General features: G+C 72.7%; 21 protein-coding genes. 4 read left to right on the top strand and 17 right to left on the bottom strand.

The annotated features are described in order from the left end of the window. Positions 1–876, top strand: a complete 876-nt coding sequence (locus ACZ6Q9_RS09510; RefSeq protein WP_396829030.1) for a putative RNA methyltransferase — start codon at positions 1–3, stop codon at positions 874–876. Positions 877–949: 73 nt separating this feature from the next. On the opposite strand, the gene ACZ6Q9_RS09505 is transcribed toward ACZ6Q9_RS09510, so the two are convergent. The 9 genes from ACZ6Q9_RS09505 to ACZ6Q9_RS09465 all read right to left on the bottom strand — a co-directional run bounded on the left by ACZ6Q9_RS09505 (position 950) and on the right by ACZ6Q9_RS09465 (position 11,024). Beyond that, positions 950–1,630, bottom strand: a complete 681-nt coding sequence (locus tag ACZ6Q9_RS09505; protein ID WP_393452855.1) for a DUF4272 domain-containing protein — start codon at positions 1,628–1,630, stop codon at positions 950–952. 110 nt (positions 1,631–1,740) lie between these two features. Further along, a complete protein-coding gene (locus tag ACZ6Q9_RS09500; protein WP_393452858.1) occupies positions 1,741–3,021 on the bottom strand; it encodes a thymidine phosphorylase in 1,281 nt (426 codons plus the stop codon). Positions 3,022–3,161: 140 nt separating this feature from the next. Next, positions 3,162–3,866 (bottom strand): cytidine deaminase, encoded by a 705-nt coding sequence (locus ACZ6Q9_RS09495; RefSeq protein WP_393258397.1) that lies wholly within the window; start codon positions 3,864–3,866, stop codon positions 3,162–3,164. 14 nt (positions 3,867–3,880) lie between these two features. Beyond that, positions 3,881–5,161 carry an ABC transporter permease gene (locus tag ACZ6Q9_RS09490; protein WP_393302551.1) on the bottom strand — a complete coding sequence of 427 codons (1,281 nt, stop codon included), beginning with the start codon at positions 5,159–5,161 and terminating at the stop codon, positions 3,881–3,883. A 3-nt stretch (positions 5,162–5,164) separates the two neighbouring features. Further along, a complete protein-coding gene (locus tag ACZ6Q9_RS09485) occupies positions 5,165–6,496 on the bottom strand; it encodes an ABC transporter permease (protein ID WP_393452864.1) in 1,332 nt (443 codons plus the stop codon). Then, positions 6,493–8,001 (bottom strand): ABC transporter ATP-binding protein, encoded by a 1,509-nt coding sequence (locus ACZ6Q9_RS09480; protein WP_466021399.1) that lies wholly within the window; start codon positions 7,999–8,001, stop codon positions 6,493–6,495. Before ACZ6Q9_RS09480 ends, ACZ6Q9_RS09485 begins: the two co-directional genes overlap by 4 nt. Before the next feature lie 264 nt (positions 8,002–8,265). Next, positions 8,266–9,330 carry a BMP family lipoprotein gene (locus tag ACZ6Q9_RS09475; protein WP_393452867.1) on the bottom strand — a complete coding sequence of 355 codons (1,065 nt, stop codon included), beginning with the start codon at positions 9,328–9,330 and terminating at the stop codon, positions 8,266–8,268. 277 nt (positions 9,331–9,607) lie between these two features. Beyond that, a complete protein-coding gene (locus tag ACZ6Q9_RS09470; RefSeq protein WP_393453664.1) occupies positions 9,608–9,949 on the bottom strand; it encodes a hypothetical protein in 342 nt (113 codons plus the stop codon). A gap of 46 nt (positions 9,950–9,995) precedes the next feature. Continuing rightward, positions 9,996–11,024 carry a hypothetical protein gene (locus ACZ6Q9_RS09465; protein WP_396829031.1) on the bottom strand — a complete coding sequence of 343 codons (1,029 nt, stop codon included), beginning with the start codon at positions 11,022–11,024 and terminating at the stop codon, positions 9,996–9,998. An 88-nt stretch (positions 11,025–11,112) separates the two neighbouring features. Between ACZ6Q9_RS09465 and ACZ6Q9_RS09460 the strand changes: the two genes are divergently transcribed. Then, positions 11,113–11,712 (top strand): TetR/AcrR family transcriptional regulator, encoded by a 600-nt coding sequence (locus tag ACZ6Q9_RS09460; RefSeq protein ID WP_393258384.1) that lies wholly within the window; start codon positions 11,113–11,115, stop codon positions 11,710–11,712. Positions 11,713–11,781: 69 nt separating this feature from the next. Here ACZ6Q9_RS09460 and ACZ6Q9_RS09455 read toward each other — a convergent pair whose 3' ends face one another. From ACZ6Q9_RS09455 to ACZ6Q9_RS09440, 4 genes are all read right to left on the bottom strand, one after another. Further along, positions 11,782–13,593, bottom strand: a complete 1,812-nt coding sequence (locus ACZ6Q9_RS09455) for a glycoside hydrolase family 13 protein (protein WP_393258382.1) — start codon at positions 13,591–13,593, stop codon at positions 11,782–11,784. Between the two features lie 143 nt (positions 13,594–13,736). Further along, entirely contained in the window at positions 13,737–14,654 is a 918-nt protein-coding gene (locus ACZ6Q9_RS09450; protein WP_393259195.1) for a sugar ABC transporter permease, read from the bottom strand. 5 nt (positions 14,655–14,659) lie between these two features. Beyond that, entirely contained in the window at positions 14,660–16,300 is a 1,641-nt protein-coding gene (locus ACZ6Q9_RS09445) for an ABC transporter permease subunit (RefSeq protein ID WP_396829033.1), read from the bottom strand. Continuing rightward, positions 16,300–17,553 carry a sugar ABC transporter substrate-binding protein gene (locus ACZ6Q9_RS09440; RefSeq protein ID WP_393258376.1) on the bottom strand — a complete coding sequence of 418 codons (1,254 nt, stop codon included), beginning with the start codon at positions 17,551–17,553 and terminating at the stop codon, positions 16,300–16,302. The genes ACZ6Q9_RS09445 and ACZ6Q9_RS09440 overlap by 1 nt, the downstream gene beginning before the upstream one ends. A gap of 200 nt (positions 17,554–17,753) precedes the next feature. On the opposite strand from ACZ6Q9_RS09440, the gene ACZ6Q9_RS09435 reads away from it, so the two are divergent. Together ACZ6Q9_RS09435 and ACZ6Q9_RS09430 are read left to right on the top strand one after the other, a co-directional pair. Further along, positions 17,754–18,845: a LacI family DNA-binding transcriptional regulator gene (locus ACZ6Q9_RS09435; protein WP_396829034.1), complete on the top strand. Its 1,092-nt coding sequence runs from the start codon at positions 17,754–17,756 to the stop codon at positions 18,843–18,845. 203 nt (positions 18,846–19,048) lie between these two features. Next, complete coding sequence (locus tag ACZ6Q9_RS09430) at positions 19,049–20,683, top strand: glycoside hydrolase family 13 protein (protein WP_393258371.1); 1,635 nt, start codon at positions 19,049–19,051, stop codon at positions 20,681–20,683. A gap of 183 nt (positions 20,684–20,866) precedes the next feature. On the opposite strand, the gene ACZ6Q9_RS09425 is transcribed toward ACZ6Q9_RS09430, so the two are convergent. From ACZ6Q9_RS09425 to ACZ6Q9_RS09410, 4 genes are all read right to left on the bottom strand, one after another. Then, entirely contained in the window at positions 20,867–21,310 is a 444-nt protein-coding gene (locus ACZ6Q9_RS09425) for a hypothetical protein (protein WP_393258369.1), read from the bottom strand. 112 nt (positions 21,311–21,422) lie between these two features. Beyond that, positions 21,423–21,791 carry a GntR family transcriptional regulator gene (locus ACZ6Q9_RS09420; RefSeq protein WP_393258367.1) on the bottom strand — a complete coding sequence of 123 codons (369 nt, stop codon included), beginning with the start codon at positions 21,789–21,791 and terminating at the stop codon, positions 21,423–21,425. Between the two features lie 14 nt (positions 21,792–21,805). After that, complete coding sequence (locus tag ACZ6Q9_RS09415) at positions 21,806–22,729, bottom strand: YhjD/YihY/BrkB family envelope integrity protein (RefSeq protein WP_393258365.1); 924 nt, start codon at positions 22,727–22,729, stop codon at positions 21,806–21,808. Between the two features lie 120 nt (positions 22,730–22,849). Then, the gene (locus ACZ6Q9_RS09410; protein ID WP_357694248.1) at positions 22,850–23,407 is read right to left on the bottom strand and encodes a 2'-5' RNA ligase family protein; all 558 of its coding nucleotides are present in this window, start codon (positions 23,405–23,407) and stop codon (positions 22,850–22,852) included. Between the last annotated feature and the right edge of the window lie 19 nt (positions 23,408–23,426).

Below are 23,426 nucleotides of genomic sequence, written 5' to 3'. Positions count from 1 at the left end.
GTGGACACCCGCATCGTCGACCGGCTCCGCTGCCCGGTCTGCGGCGAGCCGCTGGCGGAGGCCGCCGCCGGCACCGCCACCGCGCTGCGCTGCCCGCGCCGGCACAGCTTCGACGTCGCCCGGCAGGGCTACGTCAACCTGCTCGCCGGCCGTGCCCCGCACGCCGGGGACACCGCCGAGATGGTGGCCGCCCGCGCCGACTTCCTGGCCGCCGGCCACTACGACCTGATCTCGACCGCCCTCGCCACCGCCGCGACGGAGGCCGCGGACCGGGTCCGCGCGGCGCGGCCCGAGGCGTACCCCCTGGTGGTGGACGCCGGTGCGGGGACCGGCCGGCACCTCGCGGCGGTGCTGGCGGCGCTGCCGGACGCGGTGGGCCTGGCCCTGGACGTGTCGAAGCCGGCACTGCGCCGGGCGGCGCGGGCGCATCCCCGCGCGGCGGCGGCGCTGGCCGACACCTGGCAGCGGCTGCCACTGGCCGACGCCGGCACCGCCGTGCTGCTGAACGTCTTCGCCCCGCGCAACGGCGCGGAGTTCCACCGGGTCCTCGACCCGGCCGGGTCCCTGCTGGTGGTGACGCCGGCCGCCGACCACCTCGCCGAACTGGTCGGCGCGCTCGGCCTGCTCCGGGTGGACCCGGCCAAGGCGGACCGGGTCGCCGAGAGCCTGGGCGGGCGCTTCGCGCAGGTGGCGTCGACCGGGCACCGGCGGGAGCTGGCGCTGACCGGGCCGGAGGTCGCGACGCTGGTCGGGATGGGCCCGAGCGCGTGGCACACCGACCCGGCCGGGCTCGCCGCCCGGGTCGCCGCGCTGCCCGAGCCGGTCCGGGTGACCGTCGCGGTGGACCTCACCGTCTGGCGCCCGTCCCCGCGCTGAGGTGTAAGGAAGGGACCCTTCCTCTACCTCAGGCGTTAGGAAGGTGCCCTTCCTTACACCTCAGTCCGCCGGGTCAGGTGGAGAGGTCGACCTCTTCCCAGCCCGGGGGCTCCTCGTGGTAGGGCCCCCGCAGGATCACCGCCCACTCCAGCGCCCACCGGCGCTGACCGATGGCGTTGGCGTCGACCACACCGGGCGGCGTGCGGCCGGCCCGTTCCGTCTCCAGGTACGCCCAGTCGAGGCAGTAGTGCAGGTCGAGCAGCGCGGCCGCGTCGGCGGGATGCTGCGGGGCCGCGAGGATCCGGGCACGCCACTGGCCGAAGGTCTCCCCGCCGGGAATGTGCGGCATCCGCTCCACCAGCCGCTCGTCCACCGGCAGGGTCGGGTCGAGCTGCTTGGTCAGGCCGAGCACCCAGGCCAGCGCGAAGAGCGCGTCGTGGTGCAGCACGAACGACCGGTGGTCGCCCTTGCCGCCGGTGACGAACTGGAACTCCGGCGGCGTGACCATCTCGACCAGGTGCGAGGCGAGCAGCCAGCTCATCGCGGCCTGCGGCGGCATCCCGAAGCAGCGCGCGAGGATCAGGTGCAGCACGGCGATCCGGGCCTCGATCTCCGCGGTGGGTCGCAGTTCGATCTGGTCGCCGGGCTCCCACACGAGCGGGAACTGGGGTGGCGGCAGCGGAAGACGCAGCCGGGACAACTCGTCCAGGCTCGCCTCACGCACCTCCCGTGGATCGGGGGCAGGTACGGTCACGGCGGAAATGTCCTGTCTGCTCGCGACGACTCGGCGCCGGTTGTCCCCCTGGCCAGGGAGGATAGCGCTCCGAGCCGGCCGGCACCATGCCGGCCCGGCGACCGCCCCGCTCAGCCGATGCGCTCGATGACCAACGGCGTCACGGCGGGCGCGGTCGGCGAGATCCGCACCGCCCGCGCGGCGTCGTCCCGCGCCGCCGGGATCCGGGCGGCGTGCTCCGCGCGCAGCTCGTAGAGGGGGTCGCCGGCCCGCACCGGGTCGCCGGGCCGCTTGTGCAGCACCACCCCCGCCGGCACGCTGACCGGGTCCTCCTTGCGCGCCCGTCCGGCGCCGAGCCGCCAGGCGGCCACCCCCATGGCGTACGCGTCGACCGAGGCGACGAAGCCGTCCGCGTCCGCGCGGACCACCTCGACCTCGTTCGCGGTCGGCATCGGGGCGTCCGGGTCGCCGCCCTGGGCGCGGATCATCGCGCGCCAGGAGTCCATGGCCCGGCCGTCGCGCAGCGCGGCCTCCGGGTCGGCGTCCGGCAGCCCGGCCGCGTCGAGCATCTCGCGGGCCAGCGCCAGGGTCAGCTCGACCACGTCGGCGGGGCCGCCCCCGGCCAGCACCTCGACCGACTCGGTCACCTCGACGGCGTTGCCGATGGTCAGGCCGAGCGGGGTCGACATGTCGGTGAGCAGGGCGACGGTCCGCACGCCGTGCGCGCCGCCCAGCTCCACCATCGTCCGGGCCAGCTCGCGGGCCTGCTCGACGGACTTCATGAACGCGCCGGAGCCGACCTTCACGTCGAGCACCAGCGCCCCGGTGCCCTCGGCGATCTTCTTGCTCATGATCGAGCTGGCGATCAGCGGGATGGCCTCGACGGTGCCGGTCACGTCGCGCAGCGCGTACAGCTTGCGGTCGGCCGGGGCGAGCCCCGCGCCGGCCGCGCAGATCACCGCCCCCACGTCCCGGAGCTGGGCGATGAACTCGTCGTTGCGCAGCGCCGCCCGCCAGCCGGGGATGGACTCCAGCTTGTCGAGCGTGCCGCCCGTGTGGCCGAGGCCACGGCCGCTGAGCTGCGGCACGGCCGCGCCGCACGCCGCCACCAACGGGGTCAGCGGGAGGGTGATCTTGTCGCCGACGCCGCCGGTGGAGTGCTTGTCGACGGTCGGCCGGTCGACGGCGGAGAGGTCGAGCCGCTCCCCGCTGGCGATCATCGCGGCGGTCCACCGGGCGATCTCCGGCGCGGTCATGCCACGGAGCAGGATCGCCATGGCCAACGCCGACATCTGCTCGTCGGCGACCAGCCCCCGGGTGTACGCGTCCACCACCCAGTCGATCTGCGCGTCGGAGAGCACACCCCCGTCCCGCTTGACCCGGATGACGTCAACCGCCGCAAAACCACTCATCACAAAAGATCTTCCCTAGTCGTGTGCAGATACCGATCCGCGAACCGTGACCACCGACGGCTGGGGCCTGCCGTGCCCGGCGGAGGGATCAAGCCTGACCGCCCGGAGCCGGGCACGGCAGGCCCCAGCCGGCTCTGAGCTCAACCACCCCAGCGGATAGGGATCTCCATCGGCGGCTCGCCCTCGCCCGCCCAGAAGATCGTGCCCGAGGCGTCCACGACCACGACCCGGGGCGTGCGGGCGTGCCCCCAGGCGATCGCCTCCGCCGGGTCGTCCCAGCTCGGGCCCTCCTCCAGCACGCCGGTCTCGGCGCCCTCGCTGTCCCCCGCGGACCGCTCCCAGTAGGCCGTCCAGACCTGCTGGCCGGCGGACAGGTCGGGGTGCACGAAGACCGTGCCCCGGCCGCGCCAGGCCGCCAGCCGCTCCGGCACCACCGGCACCGGCGCCTCCCCGGTGACCGCCTCGAGGTCGGCCACGTCGAAGGCGTGCGGCAGCAGCTCGGCCATCCGCAGCGGGCCGCCCTTGGCCTCGATCAGGCACTCCGGGCCGCCCTGCTCCCACAGCAGCTGGCGGCACCGGCCGCACGGCATCAGCGGCTCGCCGGTGGCGTCGACGCAGGACAGGGCGACGATCCGGCCACCGCCGGTGGCGTGCAGCGAGGAGACCACGCCGCACTCGGCGCAGAGCACCACGCCGTACGCGGCGTTCTCCACGTTGCAGCCGACCACCACGCGGCCGTCGTCGACCAGGGCGGCCGCCCCGACGGGGAACTTCGAGTACGGCACGTACGCGTGCCGCATCACGTCCGTGGCGGCGGCCCGCAGCCGCTCCCAGTCGATCTCCATGTCGTGCTCCCCCGTCAGCCCTTGATGTACGGCTTGCCGTCGGCGGCCGGCGCCCGGACCCGGCCGACCAGACCGGCCACCGCGAGGATCGTCGCCAGGTAGGGCAGCATGGCCAGGAACTGGCTCGGGATGGCGCTGTTGATCGCGCCCAGGTAGGTGGCGAGCTGGTCGGCGAAGCCGAAGAAGAGCGCCGCGAGCAGCGCTCCCGTCGGGCTCCACCGGCCGAAGATCAGCGCGGCCAGGGCGATGAAGCCCTTGCCGCCGATCATGTTCTTGGTGAACGAGTAGAGCGCCAGCGTGTACGAGGCGCCGCCGATGCCGGCGACCACCCCGGCGAGCAGCACGTTGCGGTAGCGCAGCCCGAGCACCCGGACGCCCAGCGTGTCGGCGGCGGTCGGGTGCTCGCCGACCGAGCGGGTCCGCAGGCCCCACCGGGTGCGGAACAGTGCGATGTGGATAACCAGCACGAGCAGCAGGCCGAGGTAGAGGAAGATGTTGCCCCGGAACAGCGCCGGCCCGATCAGCGGGATGTCCGACAACAGCGGGATCTCCCAGTTGCTGAACCGGGGCGCGCTGTTGTACTTCTGCGCGTTGGTCTGCATCAGCCGCTCGTAGAGGAAGCCGGTGACGCCGACCGCCAGCAGGTTGAGCACGATGCCCATGACCACCTGGTCGACCAGGTAGCGGATCGAGAAGACGGCCAGCAGCAGCGAGATGAACGCGCCGCCGAGCGCCGCCGCGACCAGGCCCACCCAGACGTTGCCGGAGAGGCTGCCGAACAGCGCGCCGCTGAAGGCGCCCATCAGCAACTGCCCCTCGATGGCCACGTTGACCACGCCGGAGCGCTCGCAGAGCACGCCGGCCAGCGCGCCGAAGATCAGCGGCAGGGCCAGGAAGAACGTGCCCCGGACGATGTTGACCAGCGGCATGAAGTTCTGCCCGTTCGGCGCGGCCGAGACCTGCCAGCAGAGGAACGACAGCACGAAGCCGACCAGGCCGACGCCGAGCACGAGGGTGAACCAGCGCTTCGGCAGCCCGGCGAGCATCGCGACGCCCGCGGCCACCGCGACGATTCCGAAGAGAATCGCGCCGAGCGTGCCGTCGATCTTCAGCGCGGCGCCGGCGGCGTCCTCGCTGAGGGTGAACCGGGCCTGCTCGCCGGTGGCGAGTGCCCCGAACAGCACCGTCGCCAGCAGGCCGAGCCCGAGCAGCACGGCGCCGACCTTGCGGGTGCGGGTCCAGAATCCCAGGTCGACGGGGGCGACGGCGACGTCTTCGACAGCCATGGTGGACATGAGTTACCAGCCCTTCGCCAGGCTCGTCTGCAACCGGGCGGCACGGGCGGCCCGGAGCTGGAAGATCGCCTTCACCAGGGCCGGCGCGGCGATGAAGATGACGATCAGCGCCTGGAGCACGGTGACCAGCTCCAGCGAGATCCCCGAGTACGACTGCATCCGGTTGCCGCCGGCCTGGAGGGCGCCGAAGAGCAGCGCGGCCAGCGCCACGCCCCACGGCTTCACCCGGCCGAGCAGCGCCACCAGGATGCCGTCGAAGCCGATCTGCGCGACCACCAGCGGGGTCAGCGCGCTGGCGGTGGTGCCGAGCACCATGTTCGAGCCGCCGAGGCCGGCCAGGATCCCGGCGAAGACCATGATCAGGACGTACGTCCGGGTGACGCTGATGCCGGCGGTCCGCGCGGCGTCCGGGTTGGCGCCCACCGCGCGCAGCTCGAAGCCGAGCGTGGAGCGGTTCAGCAGCCACCAGACGGCCCAGGTGGCCAGCACCGCCAGGATGATGCCGGCGTGCACCCGTAGCCCGTCGCCGAGCAGCCGGGGCAGCTGGGCCGACGGGTCGACCGGCCGGCTGATCGCGTCCGTACGGTTCGGGTCCTGGATGCCGTTCTGCACGATGATCCAGGTCAGGAAGTACGTGGCGATGTAGTTGAGCATGATCGTGTTGATCACCTCGTGGGCGCCGGCGCGCGCCTTGAGGATGCCCGGGATGAAGCCCCAGATCGCCCCGCCGAGCGCACCGGCGAGCACCGCGACGAGCAGGTGCAGGCCGGGCGGCAGCGGCAGCAGGAAGCCGGCCAGCGCGGCCAGGATCACGCCCATCGTGGCCTGGCCCTGGGCGCCGATGTTGAACAGGCCGCCCCGGAACGCCAGCGCCACCGACAGGCCGGTGAAGACCAGCGGCGCGGTGTAGGTGAGCGTCTCGGAGATCGGGCTCATCACGGCCTGGAAGCCGACCGCCTCGGGGTCGAAGACGGCGCCCTTGAACAGGTTGCCGTACGCCTCGCTGACCAGCGTCCAGCTCGCGTTGAGCGCGTCGGACGGCCGGGCGGTGATGTAGCTGTAGGTGGCCAGCACCTCGGGGTCGGAGACGACCATCAGCACGGCGCCGACGAGCATCGCCAGGACCAGCGACAGCAGGGTCACCGTGAAGGTGTTGGCCGCCCAGAGGTTGTCCAGGAACAGCCGCCCCAGCGAGGGCTTCGCCTCCGGGGCCGGCTGCTTCGGGGAGGTGGCCGCCTCGGCGCGCTCGGTGTTGCCGAGCGCGGTCTGCGCGGCCTGCCCCTCGGTCGCCGGCTCCTTGTCCGGGGAGCCCGACGGGGGGTTCGGGTTCGTCATGCCTTGTCCTCGCTACCAGGGCCCTCGGCGGCGGGGGCCGCCGCGCCGTCGGCCGCCGCGTCGGGGGTGATGCCGGCCATCAGCAGGCCGATCTCCTCGCGCGGGGTGTCCGGGCCGACGATGCCGATGATCCGGCCGCGGTACATCACGGCGATCCGGTCGGCCAGGCCGATCACCTCGTCGAGTTCGCTGGAGACCACCATGACCGCGGTGCCGACGTCCCGCTCGCGGATGACCCGGCTGTGGATGAACTCGATGGACCCGACGTCGACGCCGCGGGTCGGCTGGGCGGCGATGAAGAGCTTCAGCGGCCGGGACAGCTCCCGGGCCACGATCACCTTCTGCTGGTTGCCGCCGGAGAGGGTGCCGACCGGCGCGTCGGCCGAGGAGGTGCGGACGTCGAACTGCGCGATCCGCTCCTTCGCCGACTTCGCGATGGCGTCCGGCTTGAGCGCCAGGCCCTTGCCGAAGGGCGGCCGGTCGTAGATGTCGAGCACCAGGTTCTCCGCGACGGAGAACTCCTTGACCACGCCATCGACGCTGCGGTCCTCCGGCACGTAGCCGACGCCGGCGCGGAGCACCTTCTTGGTCGACCAGCCGTTGACCTGCTGCCCGTCGAGCGTGATCGTGCCGGCGAGCGTCGGGCGCAGCCCCATGATCGCCTCGATCAGCTCGGTCTGGCCGTTGCCCTGCACGCCCGCCACCCCGAGCACCTCGCCCGCGCGTACGGTCAGGTCGATCCCGTCGACCGCCCGGATCTGCCGGTCGTCGTCGACGACCAGGCCGGCGACCTCCAGGATCGGCTTGCCGGGGGTGGCCGGCTCCTTCTCCACGGTGAGCCGGACGCTGCGGCCGACCATGAGCGCGGCCAACTCGTCCCGGCTGGCCTCGGGCGAGGCGGTGCCGACGGTCTTCCCGCGCCGGATGACGGTGATCCGGTCGGCGATCGCCTTGACCTCGCCCAGCTTGTGCGTGATGAAGACGATCGACTTGCCGGCGGCCTTGAGCGACCGCATGACGGTGAGCAGTTCCTCGGTCTCCTGCGGGGTGAGCACCGCCGTCGGCTCGTCGAGGATGAGCAGGTCGACGTCGCGGGTGAGCGCCTTGACGATCTCCACCCGCTGCTGGATGCCGACCGGCAGGTCCTCGATCACCGCGTCCGGGTCGACCCGCAGGTTGTAGCGCTCCGAGACCTCGGCGACCTCGCGCCGGGCCCGCCGCCGGTCCAGAAAGCCGGCGATGCCGCCCCTGACCTGCTCGGCGCCGAGCATGATGTTCTCGGCGACGGTGAAGACCGGCACCAGCATGAAGTGCTGGTGCACCATGCCGATCCCCGCCGCGATCGCGTCGGACGGCCCCCGCAGCTTCAACGGCTCGCCGTCGACCAGGATCTCGCCCTCGTCGGGCTGGTAGAGCCCGTAGAGCACGTTCATCAGGGTCGACTTGCCCGCGCCGTTCTCGCCGAGCAGGGCGTGGATCTCTCCAGGCTCCACCGTCAGGTCGATGTGGTCGTTGGCGACCAGATCACCGAACCGCTTGGTGATGCCGCGCAGTTCGAGTCTCAGCGCAACCTCCTGGAGTGCGAAGCGATGGTGCAGCGTAGCTGCCGGGGGACCGCTCGCGGCGCAGGGCCGTCGTCGGGGGTGGAGCGGATCGGCCGCCCCGGCGCCGTGGGGGTTCCCCGCGACGCCGGGACGGCCGGACGTCGTGCTGTACCGCTCGCCGGCCCTACCCCGGTGATCGTCTCACCGGGGTGGGCCGGCGGTGCTTCACTTCGGCTGGGCTGCGGAGGTGACGGTGACGGTGCCGGCGGCGATGTCCGCCTTCAGCTTGTCGATCTCCGCCTTCAGCTCGGCCGGGACCTTGCTGTCGAACTCGTGGTACGGGGCGAGCCCGACGCCGTTGTTGGCGAGGTTGCCCAGGTAGCCCGGGTCGTGCGAGAGCTTCTCGCCGTTGGCGGCCTTGACGACGGCCTCCTTGACGGCCTCCGGGATGTTCTTCTCGACCGTGGTGATGATGGCCGAGCAGTCCGGGGTGCTCTCGCAGCCGTCGACGTCCACCCAGATGGTGTTGTACTTGCCGCCCGACGCCTTGGCCGCGCCGGTGGTGCCGAGGCCCGAGCCGCCGGCGACCGGCATGATGATGTCGGCGCCCTGGGCGAACAGCGCGTCGCTGACCTTCTTGCCCTCGTCCTGCTTGACGAAGTCGTTGGTGAAGGAGCCCTTCTGGGCGGCCTTGTCCCAGCCGACGACCTTGACGGTCTTGCTCTTCGTCTTGTTGTAGTGGGCGACGCCGTCGACGTAGCCGTCCATGAAGATGGTGACCGGCGGGATCGGCAGGCCGCCGTAGGTGCCCACCGTGCCGCTCTTGGTCATGCCGGCGGCCAGGTAACCGGCGAGGAAGCCGGCCTGCGCGGTGTCGAACTGCATCGGGAAGACGTTGCTCTCCGGCAGCTTCGCGTCGACGATGCCGAACTGCTGGTTCGGGTTCGCCTTGGCGATCTTGGAGGTGGCGTCACCCATCAGGCCGCCGACGGCCAGGATGAAGTCGCACTTCTGGTTGACGTACTGGGTCAGGTTGACCTCGTAGTCGGCCTCGGCCTTCGACGCGACGTACTTGATGTCGATGTTGTCGTTGGCCTTCTTGGCCGCCTCGAGGCCCTGCCACGCCGAGGTGTTGAACGACTTGTCGTCGATGCCGCCGACGTCGGTCACCATGCAGGCGCTGTACTTCTTGTCGCCGCTGCCGGCGTTGTTGCTGTCGTCGGGAGCCTCACCGCACGCGGCGGCGCTCAGCACGAGCCCACCCACCGCGAAGACCGAGGCAATCCGCATCCCACGCACCGAGCGCAAGACGTCTCCTTCCCATTGCACACCGCGTCCTGCACGGTGGCAGCCCTATGAGCCGGCTGCGCTGCGCCGCCGGCGTCCCACGTTACGGACGGGAGCGTACGCCCGCGCCCACCCACCGGCCGACAATCGTGCACGAACGTTGAGCGCTTGTTACCCCTACGTAACCCTTAGGTGGGGCAGATCACTCTGAGTGCTGGTAGGTGGGCGCCGGGACGTCGCGGAAACGCCCGATTTTCCTGGTCGGCCCCTGGCGGAAACGTTACCGCCAGAAAACCGCCACCGCCGCGTTGACCAGGGTCAACCCGACGATCGCAAGGAAGTGGCCGCGGTTGACCACGTCGCGCTTTCGGGAAAAGAAGACCATGACGAAGATCAGTAGGGCGAGCACCAACTTGGTAACAAGTTTGGCCGGGTCCGGCTCGTTACCGTCGCGCAGCGGCGCGGAGAGACCGATGCCGGTCACCAGCATGATCACGGACCCCCAGAGCATGGCCGGGTTGATCCGCAGCTTTCCGCTGATGTATTGGACGATCGCGCCGCCGAGCAGCAGGGCGAAACCGATCAGATGGACGTAGCGCAGTATCAGTCTGAGAGCTTCCACGCGCACATCCTCCCCCACCAACGACGGATCGTAGTAGCGGGGCGGTTCAGGGCGTGTCAGCCACCGCCCGGGGGCCGACCGGGCGCGGCGACCCGGCGGCGGCCGGGCGCGGCGACCCGGCCGCGGTGGCGCCGGAGGGCCGGCGTCCCACCAGGACCAGCACCAGCCCGGCCAGCGCGTACCCGGCCAGGACGGCGAGCGACCGGGCGGACCCGGCGCCGTCGAAGAAGGCCACCGAGCGCAGCAGGGTGCCGCCGGCGCCCACCGGCAGGAACTGACCGACCGCGCCCCACGGCTGCGGCAGCAGCTCGGGTGCCGCGCTGACCGCCGAGAGCGGGTTGCCGACCAGGAAGACCAGCAGTGCGCCCAGGCCGAGGCCCGGCCGGCCGAGCAGCGCCCCGAGCCCCGCCACCGTGGCCGCGCCGGCCAACGCGAAGAGCCCGACCGCCGCCGCCTCGGCGAGCGGGTCGCCGTCGAGCACGCCGAGCCAACCGTGCAGCACGGCCGCGCCGACACCTCCGGCGAGGACGGCGAAGACCACCAGGCCGAGCAGCCGGGCGACCCGGTTGGCGACGGCGAGGGTCAGCAGCGCGCCGGCCAGCACGCTCGCCATCGCGAACGGCAGGAAGCCGGCCGCGAATCCGGCGCCCCGAGGATCGTCCGGGTCGGCGGGCACTACCTCGACCACCGGCACCGGGTGGCCGGCGGAGAGCTGAGCCGCCGCCTCGGTGAGCAGCGCGGCGACCGTCGGACTGGCGGCCGGCGCGGTGTGCAGGGAGACGCCCTCGGGGCCGGCGACGAAGGCCGCGTACACCTGTCGGTCGCGCAGGGCCCGGTCGGCTGCCGCAGCGTCCGGGAGGGTGGTCACGTCGAAGGCTCCCGGCCGCGCGGCGGCGAGCCGGGCGGCGAGGTCGCCGGTGGCGGGCGCCGGGCCCGCGACTGCCACGGGCAGGTCGCGCGGCGCCAGGTTGGTGGCCGGAGCCGCGAAGAGGGGTACGAGCAGCGCCAGCAGGACCGCCGCCAAGGCGGCGACACCGAGGGCGGCCGGCAGGGGCGGCGGGGTGCGGGTCGACATGGAGCCTCCTAAAACGAACGCTCATTCTTTTATGACTCCAGGCTGCCCCCGTGGTGCGCGACTGTCAAGAACGAACGTTCGATTTACGATGTGTCCCGTGCCCCGCGTCTCCCCGGAACACCTCGCCGCCCGCCGCCGCCAGATCGTCGACGCGGCCCGCCGGTGCTTCCTGCGGGAGGGCTTCCACCGCACGACGATGCAGGACGTGATCGCCGAGGCCGGTCTCAGCGTGGGCGCCGTCTACCGCTACTTCCCGAGCAAGGCGGATCTGATCAACGCGATCGCCGAGGAGGCGGTCGGCGGCGCCGAAGTCGTCCTCGACGACCTGCTCCAGCGGGAGCCACCGCTCCCCCTGGTCGAGGCGCTCGACCGCACGCTGGCGTACGTGGAGACGCAGACCGGCGACGACGGCACCCTGCGGATCGCGATCCAGGTCTGGGGCGAGGCACAGCGGGACCCGGTGCTGGCCGAGTTCGTGGCCGACAAGTACGACGGCATCCGCCGCCACTTCGAGGCGCTCGTCCGGCGCGCCCAGGGCACCGGCGAGGTGGCCGCCGACGCCGACCCGAAGGCGGTCGCCGCCGGCCTCTTCGCCCTGGTCATCGGCTGGTTCCTCCAGCGGCTCCTCACCGGCCGCCCGGACCGCGCCACCTACCTCGCCGGCGTCCGCGCCCTCCTCGCCCCCTGACCGACCCCTACCCCACCCCACCCCGCCCCGGCGGCGCGCACGGGGCAGGGCGGCGCGGGCGGCCCCGGGTCAGGGGAGACGCCAGGCCTGGAAGGTGGGGCCGTCGGCGGGCAGGGTGACCGTGCCGTCCGGGTCGGGGCGGAGGGCGGGGGCGCCGCCGTAGACGTTCTCCGCCGCCCGCAGCCCGCCCAGCCGGACCGGAGCGCCGGCGGCCCGGCGGGCCAGCACCAGCACGGTGCCGGTCGCCGCCTCCCGCAGGAAGACCAGGGTGTCCGCGTCGTGGTGCAGCCAGCGCAGGCCGCCGTGGCGCAGCGCGGGCTCGGCGCGGCGCAACGCGACCAGCGCCCGGTAGCCGGCGAACGTCGACTCGTCCCAGGTCTCGGGCCGGTGCCACGGCATCGGGGTCCGGGAGCCCTCCCCGTTGGTGCCGGTCAGGCCCAGCTCGTCGCCGGCGAAGATCACCGGGGTGCCCGGCATCGTGGCGAGCAGACCGGCGGCGACCTCCTGCCGCGCGGCGTCGCCGACCACGGTGCGGATCCGGGCCGAGTCGTGCGAGCCGAGCAGCTGCCACGAGTGCGCGTACGACCGCCACGAGACCAGCGACCGGTAGGCGTTCATGGTGGCCAGCACGGCCTCGGCGTCCCGCCGCAGCACGCCGCCCGGGGTGCCGAGGAAGTTCGGCAGCGGGTCGTCGCCGTGCCGCAGCCAGGACCAGACGGGGTCGGTGAAGCCGACGTAGTTCATCGTCCCGTGCCAGCCGTCACGGTCCAGGTCGCCGGTGTGGTCGTGGCCGTGCTCGGCCAGCAGCAGGCCGTCGGCGCGGGTCTCGGCGACCACCCGGCGCAGCAGCGCCGCCACCTCGTGGGTGTACGCGTCGGCGCCCCGCCGCCCGGTCATGTTCGCCACGTCCACCCGCCAGCCGTCCAGCCCGTACGGCGGGCGCAGCCAGCGGCGCAGCAGCGAGTCCTCGGCGGTCGCGAAGCGCCGGCGCAGCTCGGCGCTGCCCCAGTTCAGCTTCGGCAGCGACTTGACCCCGTTCCAGGACTCGTAGTCTCCGGTGACCTCGTCGAAGTAGTACAGCTCCCGCTCCGGCGCGGACACGTCCGAGGCAGCCCGGGTGAACCACTCGTGCGCGTCGCCGGTGTGGTTGCTGGTGATGTCGCCGAGCAGCCGCCAGCCGCGGGCGCGTACGGCGTCGGCGAGCCGGGCCAGCGCGGCGTTCCCGCCGAGCAGCGGATCGACGGTGTCGAAGCTGGACGCGTCGTAGCGGTGGTTGGAGCGGGCCGGGAAGATCGGCGTCAGGTAGACGGTGTTCACGCCGAGCCGGTCCAGGTGGTCCAGCCGCCCGGTGACGCCGTCCAGGTCGCCGCCGTAGAACTGGTAGGGGGTCTCCGGGCCGCGCCCGATCACCGGGGTGTCCCAGTCGCACGGGATCGCCCAGTCCGGCAGGTCGCGCCCGTCGGCGGCGGCGGAGCGGGCGAACCGGTCCGGGAAGATCTGGTAGATCACCGCGTCCCGGGCCCAGGCCGGCGGCGGGGCGTGGGTGACCAGCTTGAAGTCACCGTTGTCCGGCACGTCGTGGTGCGCCACGCCGGCGGCGTTCAGCCAGCGGTAGCCGCGGCGGCCGGTGAGCATGAACCGGTAGTTGCTGACCGGGTTGCGGGCCTCGACCGGGACCCGCCACCAGACGTCGTCGCCGTCGGTGCGGTCGACGACCGCCTCGGTGAACCGGGGTTCACCGTCGCCGGTGGTGCGCACGTGCACCTGACGGACGTCGGCGCCGGCCGGCACCCGGACGAAGACGTCGACGGTGTCGCCGAGCGAGGGCTCCTGCTCGGGGACGTACAGGGCGGATCCGTCGTGGTGCGGCAACAGGGACATGGCGGTGCCTTTCGCGTCGATCGGACGGGGAGAGAAAGGGGCCACCCGCCGCGGCCGGTTTCCCGACCGCGGCGGTCGACCCGCGACTGCTCCGGTGTACGTCGGACGCCGACGCCCTTGCCGCAGCGGTGAGCCGAGGAGGCTCAGCCTTTGACAGCTCCGGCGGTGAGGCCGGAGACGATGTAGCGCTGGACCAGTTGGAAGACCAGCACCGTGGGAATGGCGGTGAGCAGGGTGCCCGCCGCGAAGATGCCGAAGTTGTTGTTCCGCTCCCCGGCCACCAGACCGAACATGCCGACCGCGAGGGTCTTGGACTCGCTGTTGGTCAGGAAGACGTTCGCCATCAGGAACTCGTTGATGGTGCCGATGAAGGCGAGCAGGCCGGTCACCGCCAGGATCGGCGCCACCAGCGGCAGCATGATCCGGAAGAAGACCTGGGCGTGCGTGGCGCCGTCCATCGTGGCCGACTCGTCCAGTTCCCGGGGGAGCGTGTCGAAGAAGCCCTTCATCAGCCAGGTGTTCACGCCGAGCGCGCCGCCCAGGTAGAGCAGCAGCAGCCCCCACGGCGTGTTGAAGCCGATCGCCGGCCACAGGTCGGTGATCGTGGTGAAGATCAGGAAGATCGCCACGATCGCCAGGAACTGCGGGAACATCTGGATCAGCAGGAGCGACAGCAGCCCGACGCGCCGCCCGGAGAACCGCATCCGCGAGAAGGCGTACGCCGCCAGCGCCGACAGGAAGACCGACGCGAACGAGGCCACCCCGGCGATCAGCAGCGAGTTGAGGAACCACCACCCGAACGCCGTGCGGTCGAACAGGTCCACGAAGTTGTCGAAGGACGCGCCGGTCGGCACCAGCTCGGTCGAGGAGAGCGTGCCGAGCGGGTTGAGCGCGGCCGAGAGCACGAACAGGATCGGGAAGAGGCTGAACGCGACCGCCAGCACGCCGACGAGATGGCGCCAGCCGACCCGGGCGAACCACCGGTTGCGGCCCCGGCCCGCGTTGCGGTTGGCGGCCGGGGCGGCGCCGGTGCCGCCGCCCGCGACCGAAGTGCCGTGCAGCGAGGTCACGAGTACACCTCCTCCTGCTTGCGGGTGCGCCGGAAGCTCACCGCCGAGACCACCGCGACGATGGTGAAGATGAAGATCGACACCGCGGCCGCCAGGCCGAACTGGGCTCCCTGGGCGCCGAAGGCCAGCCGGTAGGTGTACGTGATGAGCAGGTCGGTCGCCCCCGCGGTCGGGTTGTCCGCCGGGAAGGGGCCACCCTCGGTGGTCAGGTAGATCGCGTTGAAGTTGTTGAAGTTGTACGCGAACGACGCGATCAGCAGCGGGGAGAGCGCGACCAGCAGCAGCGGCAGGGTGACCGACCGGAACGACTGCCAGGGCGACGCGCCGTCGACCGACGTCGCCTCGGTCAACTCCTTCGGAATGGCCTGCAACGCGCCCGTGGCGACCAGGAACATGTACGGGTAGCCCAGCCAGAGCTGCACCAGGATCACCGCGATCCGGGCCGACCACTCCTGGCCGAACCAGTCCACCCCGATCCCGAACAGGTTGTTGATCAGGCCGAAGTCCGTGTTGAACATGTCCCGCCAGACCAGCAGCATCGCGAAGGACGGCATGGCGTACGGCAGGATCAGCAGGACCCGGTAGAGGTTGGTGCCCCGCATCCGGGGCGAGTGCAGCGCCAGGGCGATGAACATGCCCAGGAGGAACGTGCCGCCGGTCGAGCCGATCGCGAAGGCGAAGTTCCACAGCAGGGTGCCGAAGAACGGCCCGGAGATGGCCGGGTCGGTGAGCACCCGGGAGAAGTTCTTGAGCCCGACGGTGACCTTCCAGCCCTGGGCCAGCCGCTCGCCGTCGGCGGCGACGAAGGCGCCGGTCTCCTCGTCCGCCGTCCAGGTCCGGCCGGTCTCGGTGTCCCGGATGCAGTCGCAGCCGGCGTCGTACGCCCGGACCGCCTTGCCCTCGTAGGCGCGGGACAGGCCGGCGGAGCGCACCGCGCCCCCGGCGGTCGGCACCACCAGGTCGGTGATCTCCTGGCTGCGCGCGCTGGCCTGACCGAAGTTGAGCACGGTGTAGCCCTCGGCGGCGGTGACCTTGCCGCCGGGCGCGACGGTGACCTGGCCGGCGTCGAGCTGGCGCAGCCCCCCGCTGTCGCCGGCCGAGACCACGCCGGTGGCCGGGTCGGAGACCAGGAAGACGAGCGGCCCGGTCGCCGGGTCGCCCTTGGTGGCGATCGACAGGGCGTACTCGGTGGAGCCGGGCACCTGCTTGACCGAGGCGGTCTGGATGGCGACGACGGCCTCGTCCTTGGTGCCGCGGTGACCGTCGCCGAAGTTCGTGAAGGCGGTGCTCGCCGTGTAGAGCACCGGGACCACCTGGAACGCGATCAGGAAGAGCGTGCCGGGGACCAGGTACTTCGCCGGGATGTGCCGCCGGGTCAGGTAGAGGTAGAACAGCCCGGCGGTGGTGGCGGCCAGGACTGCCAGCCCGATCCACTTCTCCGCCTCGACGAGCGGGAAGGCCGCCCAGATCGCGATCCCGGCGGTCAGGCCGAGCAGGATCACCTTGACGAGCAGACCGGTCGCGGTGATCGGCGCGTGGTGCCGCGCGGTGCGGGACGGGCGCGGGAGCCCGGAGCCGACGGGCTCCCGGCCCGGGTCCTGTGTGGCAGGTCCCGGGCCGGACAGCGACGTGCTCATTACTTGATCTGGCCGGAGATGGTCTTGCCGGCCGCGGTGATCGTCTTGGTCGGGTCGGCGCCGCCGATGATGGCGGCCTCGGCCTTACCGAACGGGTCCCAGATGGTGGCCATGGCGGGGATCGCCGGGAGCACCTGACCGTTCTTGCCGGCCTCCTGGAACTTGGCCAGGTCCGGGTCGGTGCCCTTGACCTGGTCCAGCGCGGCGGTCAGCGCCGGCGGACGGGGCTCGGCGTTGTAGAGCGCCACGGCCAGGTCGGGGGTGGTGACGTGGTTGGCCACGAACTCCTGGGCCAGGGCCTTGTTCTTGCCCTTCGACGCCACGTAGAACGCCTGGACGCCCACGAACGGCTGAGCCTCCTTGCCACCGGCGAAGCCGGGGACCGGGGAGATGTCGTACTTGATGTTGGCCTTCTTGGCGTCCGCGACGGCCCACGGGCCGGAGACCAGGAAGGCGCACTTCTTGCCGGTGAAGGTGGCGATCGAGTTCTCGGGGGTGATGGAACGCTTGAGCGCGCCCTCGCCCTTCTCACCGAGCGCGGCGATCTTCTTGAACGCCTCGATCGACTCCGGCTTGCCGACGCCCAGGTCCTTCGGGTCGTAGTCGCCGTTGGCGGCGGTGCCGAAGAGGTACCCGCCACCGGAGGTGTAGAGCGGGTAGATGTGGTACGCGTCGCCGTTCTGGCCGGACTGGAGGCAGAGGATCTCGCTGGCCTTCTTCTCGGCCTTGAGCTTCTTGCCGGCGGCGACCAGGTCCTCGATCGTCTTCGGCGCCTCGGGGGCCAGCTCGGTGTTGCGGATCAGCGCCAGGTTCTCCATGGCGTAGGGCACGCCGTAGAGCTGGCCGTTGAAGGTCACGGCCTTGACGGCGGTCTCGTTGAAGCCGCTCTTCTGCTCGGCGGCGAGCTGCACCGGGTCGATGGCGCCGTTCTGGACGAGGTTGCCGATCCAGTCGTGCGCGCCGACCACGACGTCCGGGCCGCTGCCCTGCTGCGAGGCGGTGACGAAGTTGGTCTGGAGGTCCTTGGAGACGGCCTGGACCTCGACCGTGACGCCGTTCTCCTGGCCGAACTTCTCGGCGAACGGCTTGAGGGCGGCGGTGCGCTTGTCGTCGGCCCAGATCACCAGCTTGCCGCCGGCGGCGGCCTTGGTGGATTCCTTCGCGGCCGGCTCGTCGCTGCTGTCGCTGCCGCAGCCGGAGGCGGCGAGCGCCAGGCCGAGGACGGCGACCACACCCGCGGTACGGATGCGCATCGGTACTCCTGTCGTCATGGCGGCCCGCCGGGGGAAGGGCGACCCGCCTGGAAACCTCTGTAAATTTCTTGCCAAACCGGCGCCCGATGTGCTGCGCCGCTGCTCTCGCGTGTTGCGGGGACGTTAGCAAGGGGTTTCAGAGAATGGAAGGGCTTGCAGGAGTGTACGCAAGATCTTGCTCGTGAGCTAAAGTGCGGGCCATGCGCGCTCGACTGTCCGACATCGCCCAGCAGGCCGAAGTCAGCGAGGCCACGGTGTCGCGGGTGCTCAACGACCGCCCGGGCGTGGCCCCCGAGACCCGGCAGGCCGTCCTGACCGCCCTCGACGTGCTCGGCTACGAGCGCCCCGCCCGGCTGCGCAAGCGCAGCGCCGGCCTGGTGGGCCTGGTGGTGCCCGAACTGGAGAACCCGATCTTCCCCGCCTTCGCCCAGGTGATCGAGTCGACGCTGGCGCAGAGCGGGTTCACCCCGGTGCTGTGCACGCAGACGCCGGGCGGAGTCACCGAGGACGAGTACGTCGAGATGCTGCTGGACCGGCAGGTCTCCGGGATCGTCTTCGTCTCCGGCCTGCACGCCGACACCGCCGCCAACCACGACAGGTACCGCGCCCTGATCGCCCGTCCGCTGCCCATCGTCATGATCAACGGGTACGCGCCGGGCATCCCCGCCCCCTTCGTCTCCTGCGACGACGGCGAGGCCACCGAACTGGCCGTGGCCCACCTGGTGGCGTTCGGGCACCGCCGCATCGGCCTGATCACCGGCCCGGACCGGTTCGTGCCGGTGCAGCGGCGGGTGGCCGGCTTCCGGGCCGCGATGGGCCGGCTGGCCGGCGCGGCCGAGGCGGACCTCGGCGAGCTGGCCGAGCTCTCCCTGTTCGGTGTGGAGGGTGGCGAGGCGGCCGCCGCACGACTGCTGGACCGGGGCGTCACCGGCATCGTCTGCGGCTCGGACCTGATGGCGCTCGGCGCGATCCGGGCCGCCCGGCAGCGCGGCCTGTCCGTGCCGACCGACCTCTCGGTGGTCGGCTACGACGACTCCCCGCTGATGGCCTTCACGGACCCGCCGCTGACCACCATGCGCCAGCCGGTGGCCGCGATGGCGGTCGCCGCCGTCCGGGCCCTGGTCGACGAGATCAACGGGCACGCCGCCCCGCACTCGGAGTACGTGTTCCGGCCCGAGCTGGTGGTGCGCGGCTCCACCGCGGTCGCCCCGGCCGGCGGCACCCGTCCGGCCAGCGGCGGCGCCCCGGGCCGCCAGCGCCCCGCACCGCCCGCGCTCGCCGTCCCCGCCTGACCGCCCGCCGCGGCTGCCGCCCCGCCCGGGGCCCGGCGGACCGGCCGTGGGCGCTCGCGCGGGGCGTGACCGGGGCCATCCCTTGCGCAAGAAATGCTTGACTCTTGCAGCACCCGGGCGGCATCCTGCTCAGACCGCGCCTTCCACCCGCACCGCGCCGGGTGTGCTGTCCCGCGCGTCACAGAACGGGGAAACCGCCTCCGATGACCGTCAGCAACCCCACGCCGCTGACCGCCGACGACGACTGGTGGCGTTCCGCGGTCGTCTACCAGGTCTACGTCCGCAGCTTCGCCGACTCCAACGGCGACGGGATCGGCGACCTGCAGGGCATCCGCGAGCGCCTGCCGTACCTGCGCGAACTCGGCGTGGACGCGCTCTGGCTGACCCCCTTCTACACCTCCCCGATGGTCGACGGCGGCTACGACGTCGCCGACTACCGCGACGTCGACCCGATGTTCGGCACCCTCGCCGACTTCGACGCGATGATCACCGACGCGCACGCGCTCGGCCTGCGAATCATCGTCGACCTGGTGCCCAACCACACCTCCGACCGGCACCCGTGGTTCCAGGCCGCCCTGGCCTCCGGCCCGGGCTCCGCCGAGCGCGAACGCTACCTCTTCGCCGACGGCGGGGGCGCGGACGGCGAGCTGCCCCCGAACGACTGGGAGAGCATCTTCGGCGGCCCCGCCTGGACGCGGGTGGACGACGGCCAGTGGTACCTGCACCTGTTCGACCCGGCCCAGCCGGACCTGAACTGGCGCCACCCCGAGGTCCGCGCCGAGTTCGAGGACATCCTGCGCTTCTGGCTGGACCGGGGCGTGGACGGCTTCCGGATCGACGTGGCGCACGGCATGATCAAGGCCGAGGGCCTGCCCGACGTCGGCTTCAGCACGATGACCACGGGGCAGCGCCAGGTGGAGCTGCTCGGCAAGGGCCGGCTCCCCTACTTCGACCAGGACGAGGTGCACGAGATCTACCGCGCCTGGCGGCCGATCCTGGACAGCTACCCCGGCGGCCGGATGGCCGTCGCCGAGGCGTGGGCCGAGACCCCGCAGCGGCTGGCCCGCTACATCGGCCCGGACGAGCTGCACCAGGCGTTCAGCTTCGACTTCCTCGACGCGACGTGGTCGGCCGAATCGTTCCGCAAGGTGATCGACACCGCGCTCGCCGAGTCGGCCATCGTCGGCGCGCCGACGACCTGGGTGCTCTCGAACCACGACAAGCAGCGGCACGTCACCCGCTACGGCGACGGCGCCGAGGGGCTGCGCCGGGCGCGGGCCGCCACCCTGCTGATGCTCGCCCTGCCCGGCTGTGCCTACGTCTACCAGGGCGAGGAGCTGGGCCTGCCGGAGGTGCTCGACCTGCCGGACGAGCTGCGCCAGGACCCGGCGTTCCTGCGCACCGGCGAGAGCCGGGACGGCTGCCGGGTGCCGATCCCGTGGAGCGGCGAGCTGGCCCCGTACGGCTTCGGGCCGGAGGGCAGCGAGCTGAGCTGGCTGCCGGCCCCGGCGACCTGGCGCGCCCTCTCGGTCGCCGCCCAGGCCGGCGTGCCCGGCTCGACGCTGGAGCTCTACCGCACCGCCCTGCGGATCCGTCACGCGCACCCGGCGCTGGCCGCCGACGCGGGCGGGGTCACCTGGCTGGAGACCGGGCCGGGCGTGCTCGCCTTCAGCCGCGCCGCCGGCGACACCGTGCTGACCTGCGTGGTCAACATCAGCGGTGCCCCGGCCCTGATCGACGGGTACGGCGAGCCGATCGCCGCCAGCGAGGCGCTCACCGGCCAGGGCACGGGTCACCTGCTCCCGGTCGACGCGGCCGCCTGGTTCGAACGGCGCTGAGCGGGTAACCCGTCATCGACCTGGTCGTCCGTTGTGCCCCGCGCCGACGGGCGGCTGGGCCACCGACCCCTTGTGGTGGGGGGTGAGGTGGCGCCGGCGCCTCGTGGAGTCCGCTCCCCGGGGCGCCGGCGTCCATCCCGGACAGGTGTCGCCCCCGGCCCGCCCGGGTCCCTGCCGATCGGCTCAGGCGGCGCCGCCGGTGAGCTTCGCGGCGATACGGCTGAAGCCGGCCCGCAGCTCGGCCTCGCTGGGCGGGGCGAGCGGCTCGGTGCGGTGCTCCTCCGCAGCCGTCGCCTCGAGTTCCTCGTCGATGGTGTCCTCGAAGTCGCCGTAGAGGTCGGCCTCCTCGATCCGGGCCGACTCGTCCTCGGCGGCGACCTGCGCGGCGGCGATCTCGCCCCGTATCTCCTCCGCCGACACCGCCGGCAGCAGCGGCTCGACCACCGCCATCAGCTGCTCCTCGGCGACCACCGCCTCGGCCAGCGCGAGGGCGTGCGGTCGCTCGTAGGGGCCGCAGACCACCGGCTCCCACTCGTCGGCGTCGCCGAGCGGGCCGAAGGTGATGATCCACGGCAGGCCGAGCATCGGGGAGTCTTCCGGCAGGTCCAGTGTCACGAGTGCGCCCACGCGCCCATCATCGTCCGTCCCACCGGAAACGCGGGTGGCATTCGGCTCAATCGCCGTCACCGTGACGGTCCGATCCTCGTCCGCGCGGCCACCCGCCCCCGCCGTCGCGCCGTCAGCCCGGCCGCGCCGCGTCCAGGGCCGCGCGGACCAGGGCGAGCGCCGCCGGCGGCGGCACCCCCAACCGGGCGGCCTCGGCGGCGTAGTCGGCCGCCACCCGCTGCAACCGGTCCAGCGCGTCATCGCGGCCGGGTGCGACGAAGGTGCCGTGCCGGCCCCGGGTCTCCAGCAGGCCGGCCGCCTCCAGCTCCCGGTAGGCCCGGGCCACCGTGTTGACCGCCAGCCCGAGGTCCGCCGCGAACTGCCGCACCGTCGGCAGCCGGGTGCCGACCGCCAGCCGGCCCGTCCCGATCAGCTCCGCGAGCTGCCCGCGCACCTGCTCGTACGGCGGCACCGCCGAGCCCGCGTCGACCGAGATCCGCACGCCCGCTCCCCCGTTCATCCGGCCCCGCCGGGGGCGCCGGGATCCATGTCCGCGTCGAGGTCGGCCGGCGGTGGGCCCTCCGCCAGGTCCACCACCCGGCCGCGCCGGCTCGTCGCGGCGAGCGCCGCGCCGAAGAGCACCAGTTGGTTGAGCAGGTAGAGGTAGAGCAGCAGCCCCACCGCGCCCGCCACCACCGTGTACGCCGGATTGCGCTCGGTGCGCACGACGTAGTAGCGCCCGACGGTGTTCAGCAGCGTGATGCCGACCGCGACGAGCAGCACCACCGGGCGCAGCCGGACCCGGCTCATCCGCAGCCTCGGCACCGCCACCAGCAGCAGGGTGGCCAGCACCGCGTTGACCAGCACGCTGAGCACCGCGCTGACCGTGGTCAGGCCGACCGAGCCGGTGCTGCGCAGCAGGAAGCGCAGCAGCGACTCCAGCGCGTCCACCGCCGCCACCGAGACGCCGAGCAGCACGAAGACGACGAGCAGCACGCCCAGGTCGACCAGGCGGCGCACCACCAGGTTGCCGGGCTGCTGGTTGAGCCCGTACATCAGCCGCTGCGAGGAGCGGATGGCCTCCACCCAGCCGATGCCGGTCAGGACGAGGATGACCAGGCCGACCACCCCGACCGTGCCGCTGCTGTCGGCGATCTGCACCGGGTCGAGGAACGGCAGGTTCTCCCGCAGGAATTCGGCGGCGGCGGCGCTGACCTCGTCGTTGTCCTCCAGGATGGCCCCGAAGATCGAGTACGCGACCAGCGCGAGCGCGAACACCGCGAAGAAGCCGTAGTAGGCGATCGCCGCGGCCAGCCGCCCGCCCAGCACCTCGGCGTAGAGCACGCCGGCCCGCCACAGGTGGTCGACGGCACCGGACCGGCGGCGCGCGGCGCTGATCCGGCGGTCGACGCCCGCCTCGATGCGGCCCCACACGTTCACGCCGTCATCCTCGCCGATCCATCGCCGTCACGGGGGCAACCTGCCGCCGGCCCTCGCCGGCCCGGCGCGTCGCCCGGTCGGCGTCGTCGCCCCGGCCGCCCGACGCGCCGGCGGACGGGGTCAGCCGCCCAGCCGGAAGTCCCGGCGCGGCTGCCACCGGGTCTGCCCGCTGTGTGAGAAGAGGGTGAACGCCTCCACCTCGAACATCGCGGAGAAGTCGGCCAGGTCCTCGTACGCCTTGTCCAGCGCCTCCGGCGCGACGTCCTGCGCCACGGTGACGTGCGGGTGGTACGGGAAGCGCGCCTCGCGGCGCAGCTCCGGGGCGGCGCTGATCGCGGCGGCGAGCAGCTCGCACTCGCTGATCCCGGCGGCCACCGCCACGAAGACCACCTGGGTCACCGGCCGGAACGTGCCGGTGCCCCGCAGGTGCAGCGTGAACGGCAGGTGGGCGGCGGCGACCGCGGTGAGGTGCCGCTCCACCGCCGGCAGCGCCGCCACCGGGATCTCGGTCGGCCCGAGCAGGGTCACGTGCGCGGGCACGACCTGGGGGTCGCCGGCCTCGACCCGGCGTCGGGTGAGTGTGCCGCCCCACGGCTCCGGGATGTCCACCGCGATGCCGATCTGGATGGTGTCACCGGCGTCCGGCGCCCCGTCCCTGCGATCCACGCTCCGCGCCATCCCTCCGGCCACCGACCTG

The organism is Micromonospora sp. NPDC049139 (assembly GCF_055586845.1).
The sequence above is the reverse complement of the archived record's forward strand: the minus strand, read 5'-3'. Positions and strand labels throughout refer to the sequence as shown.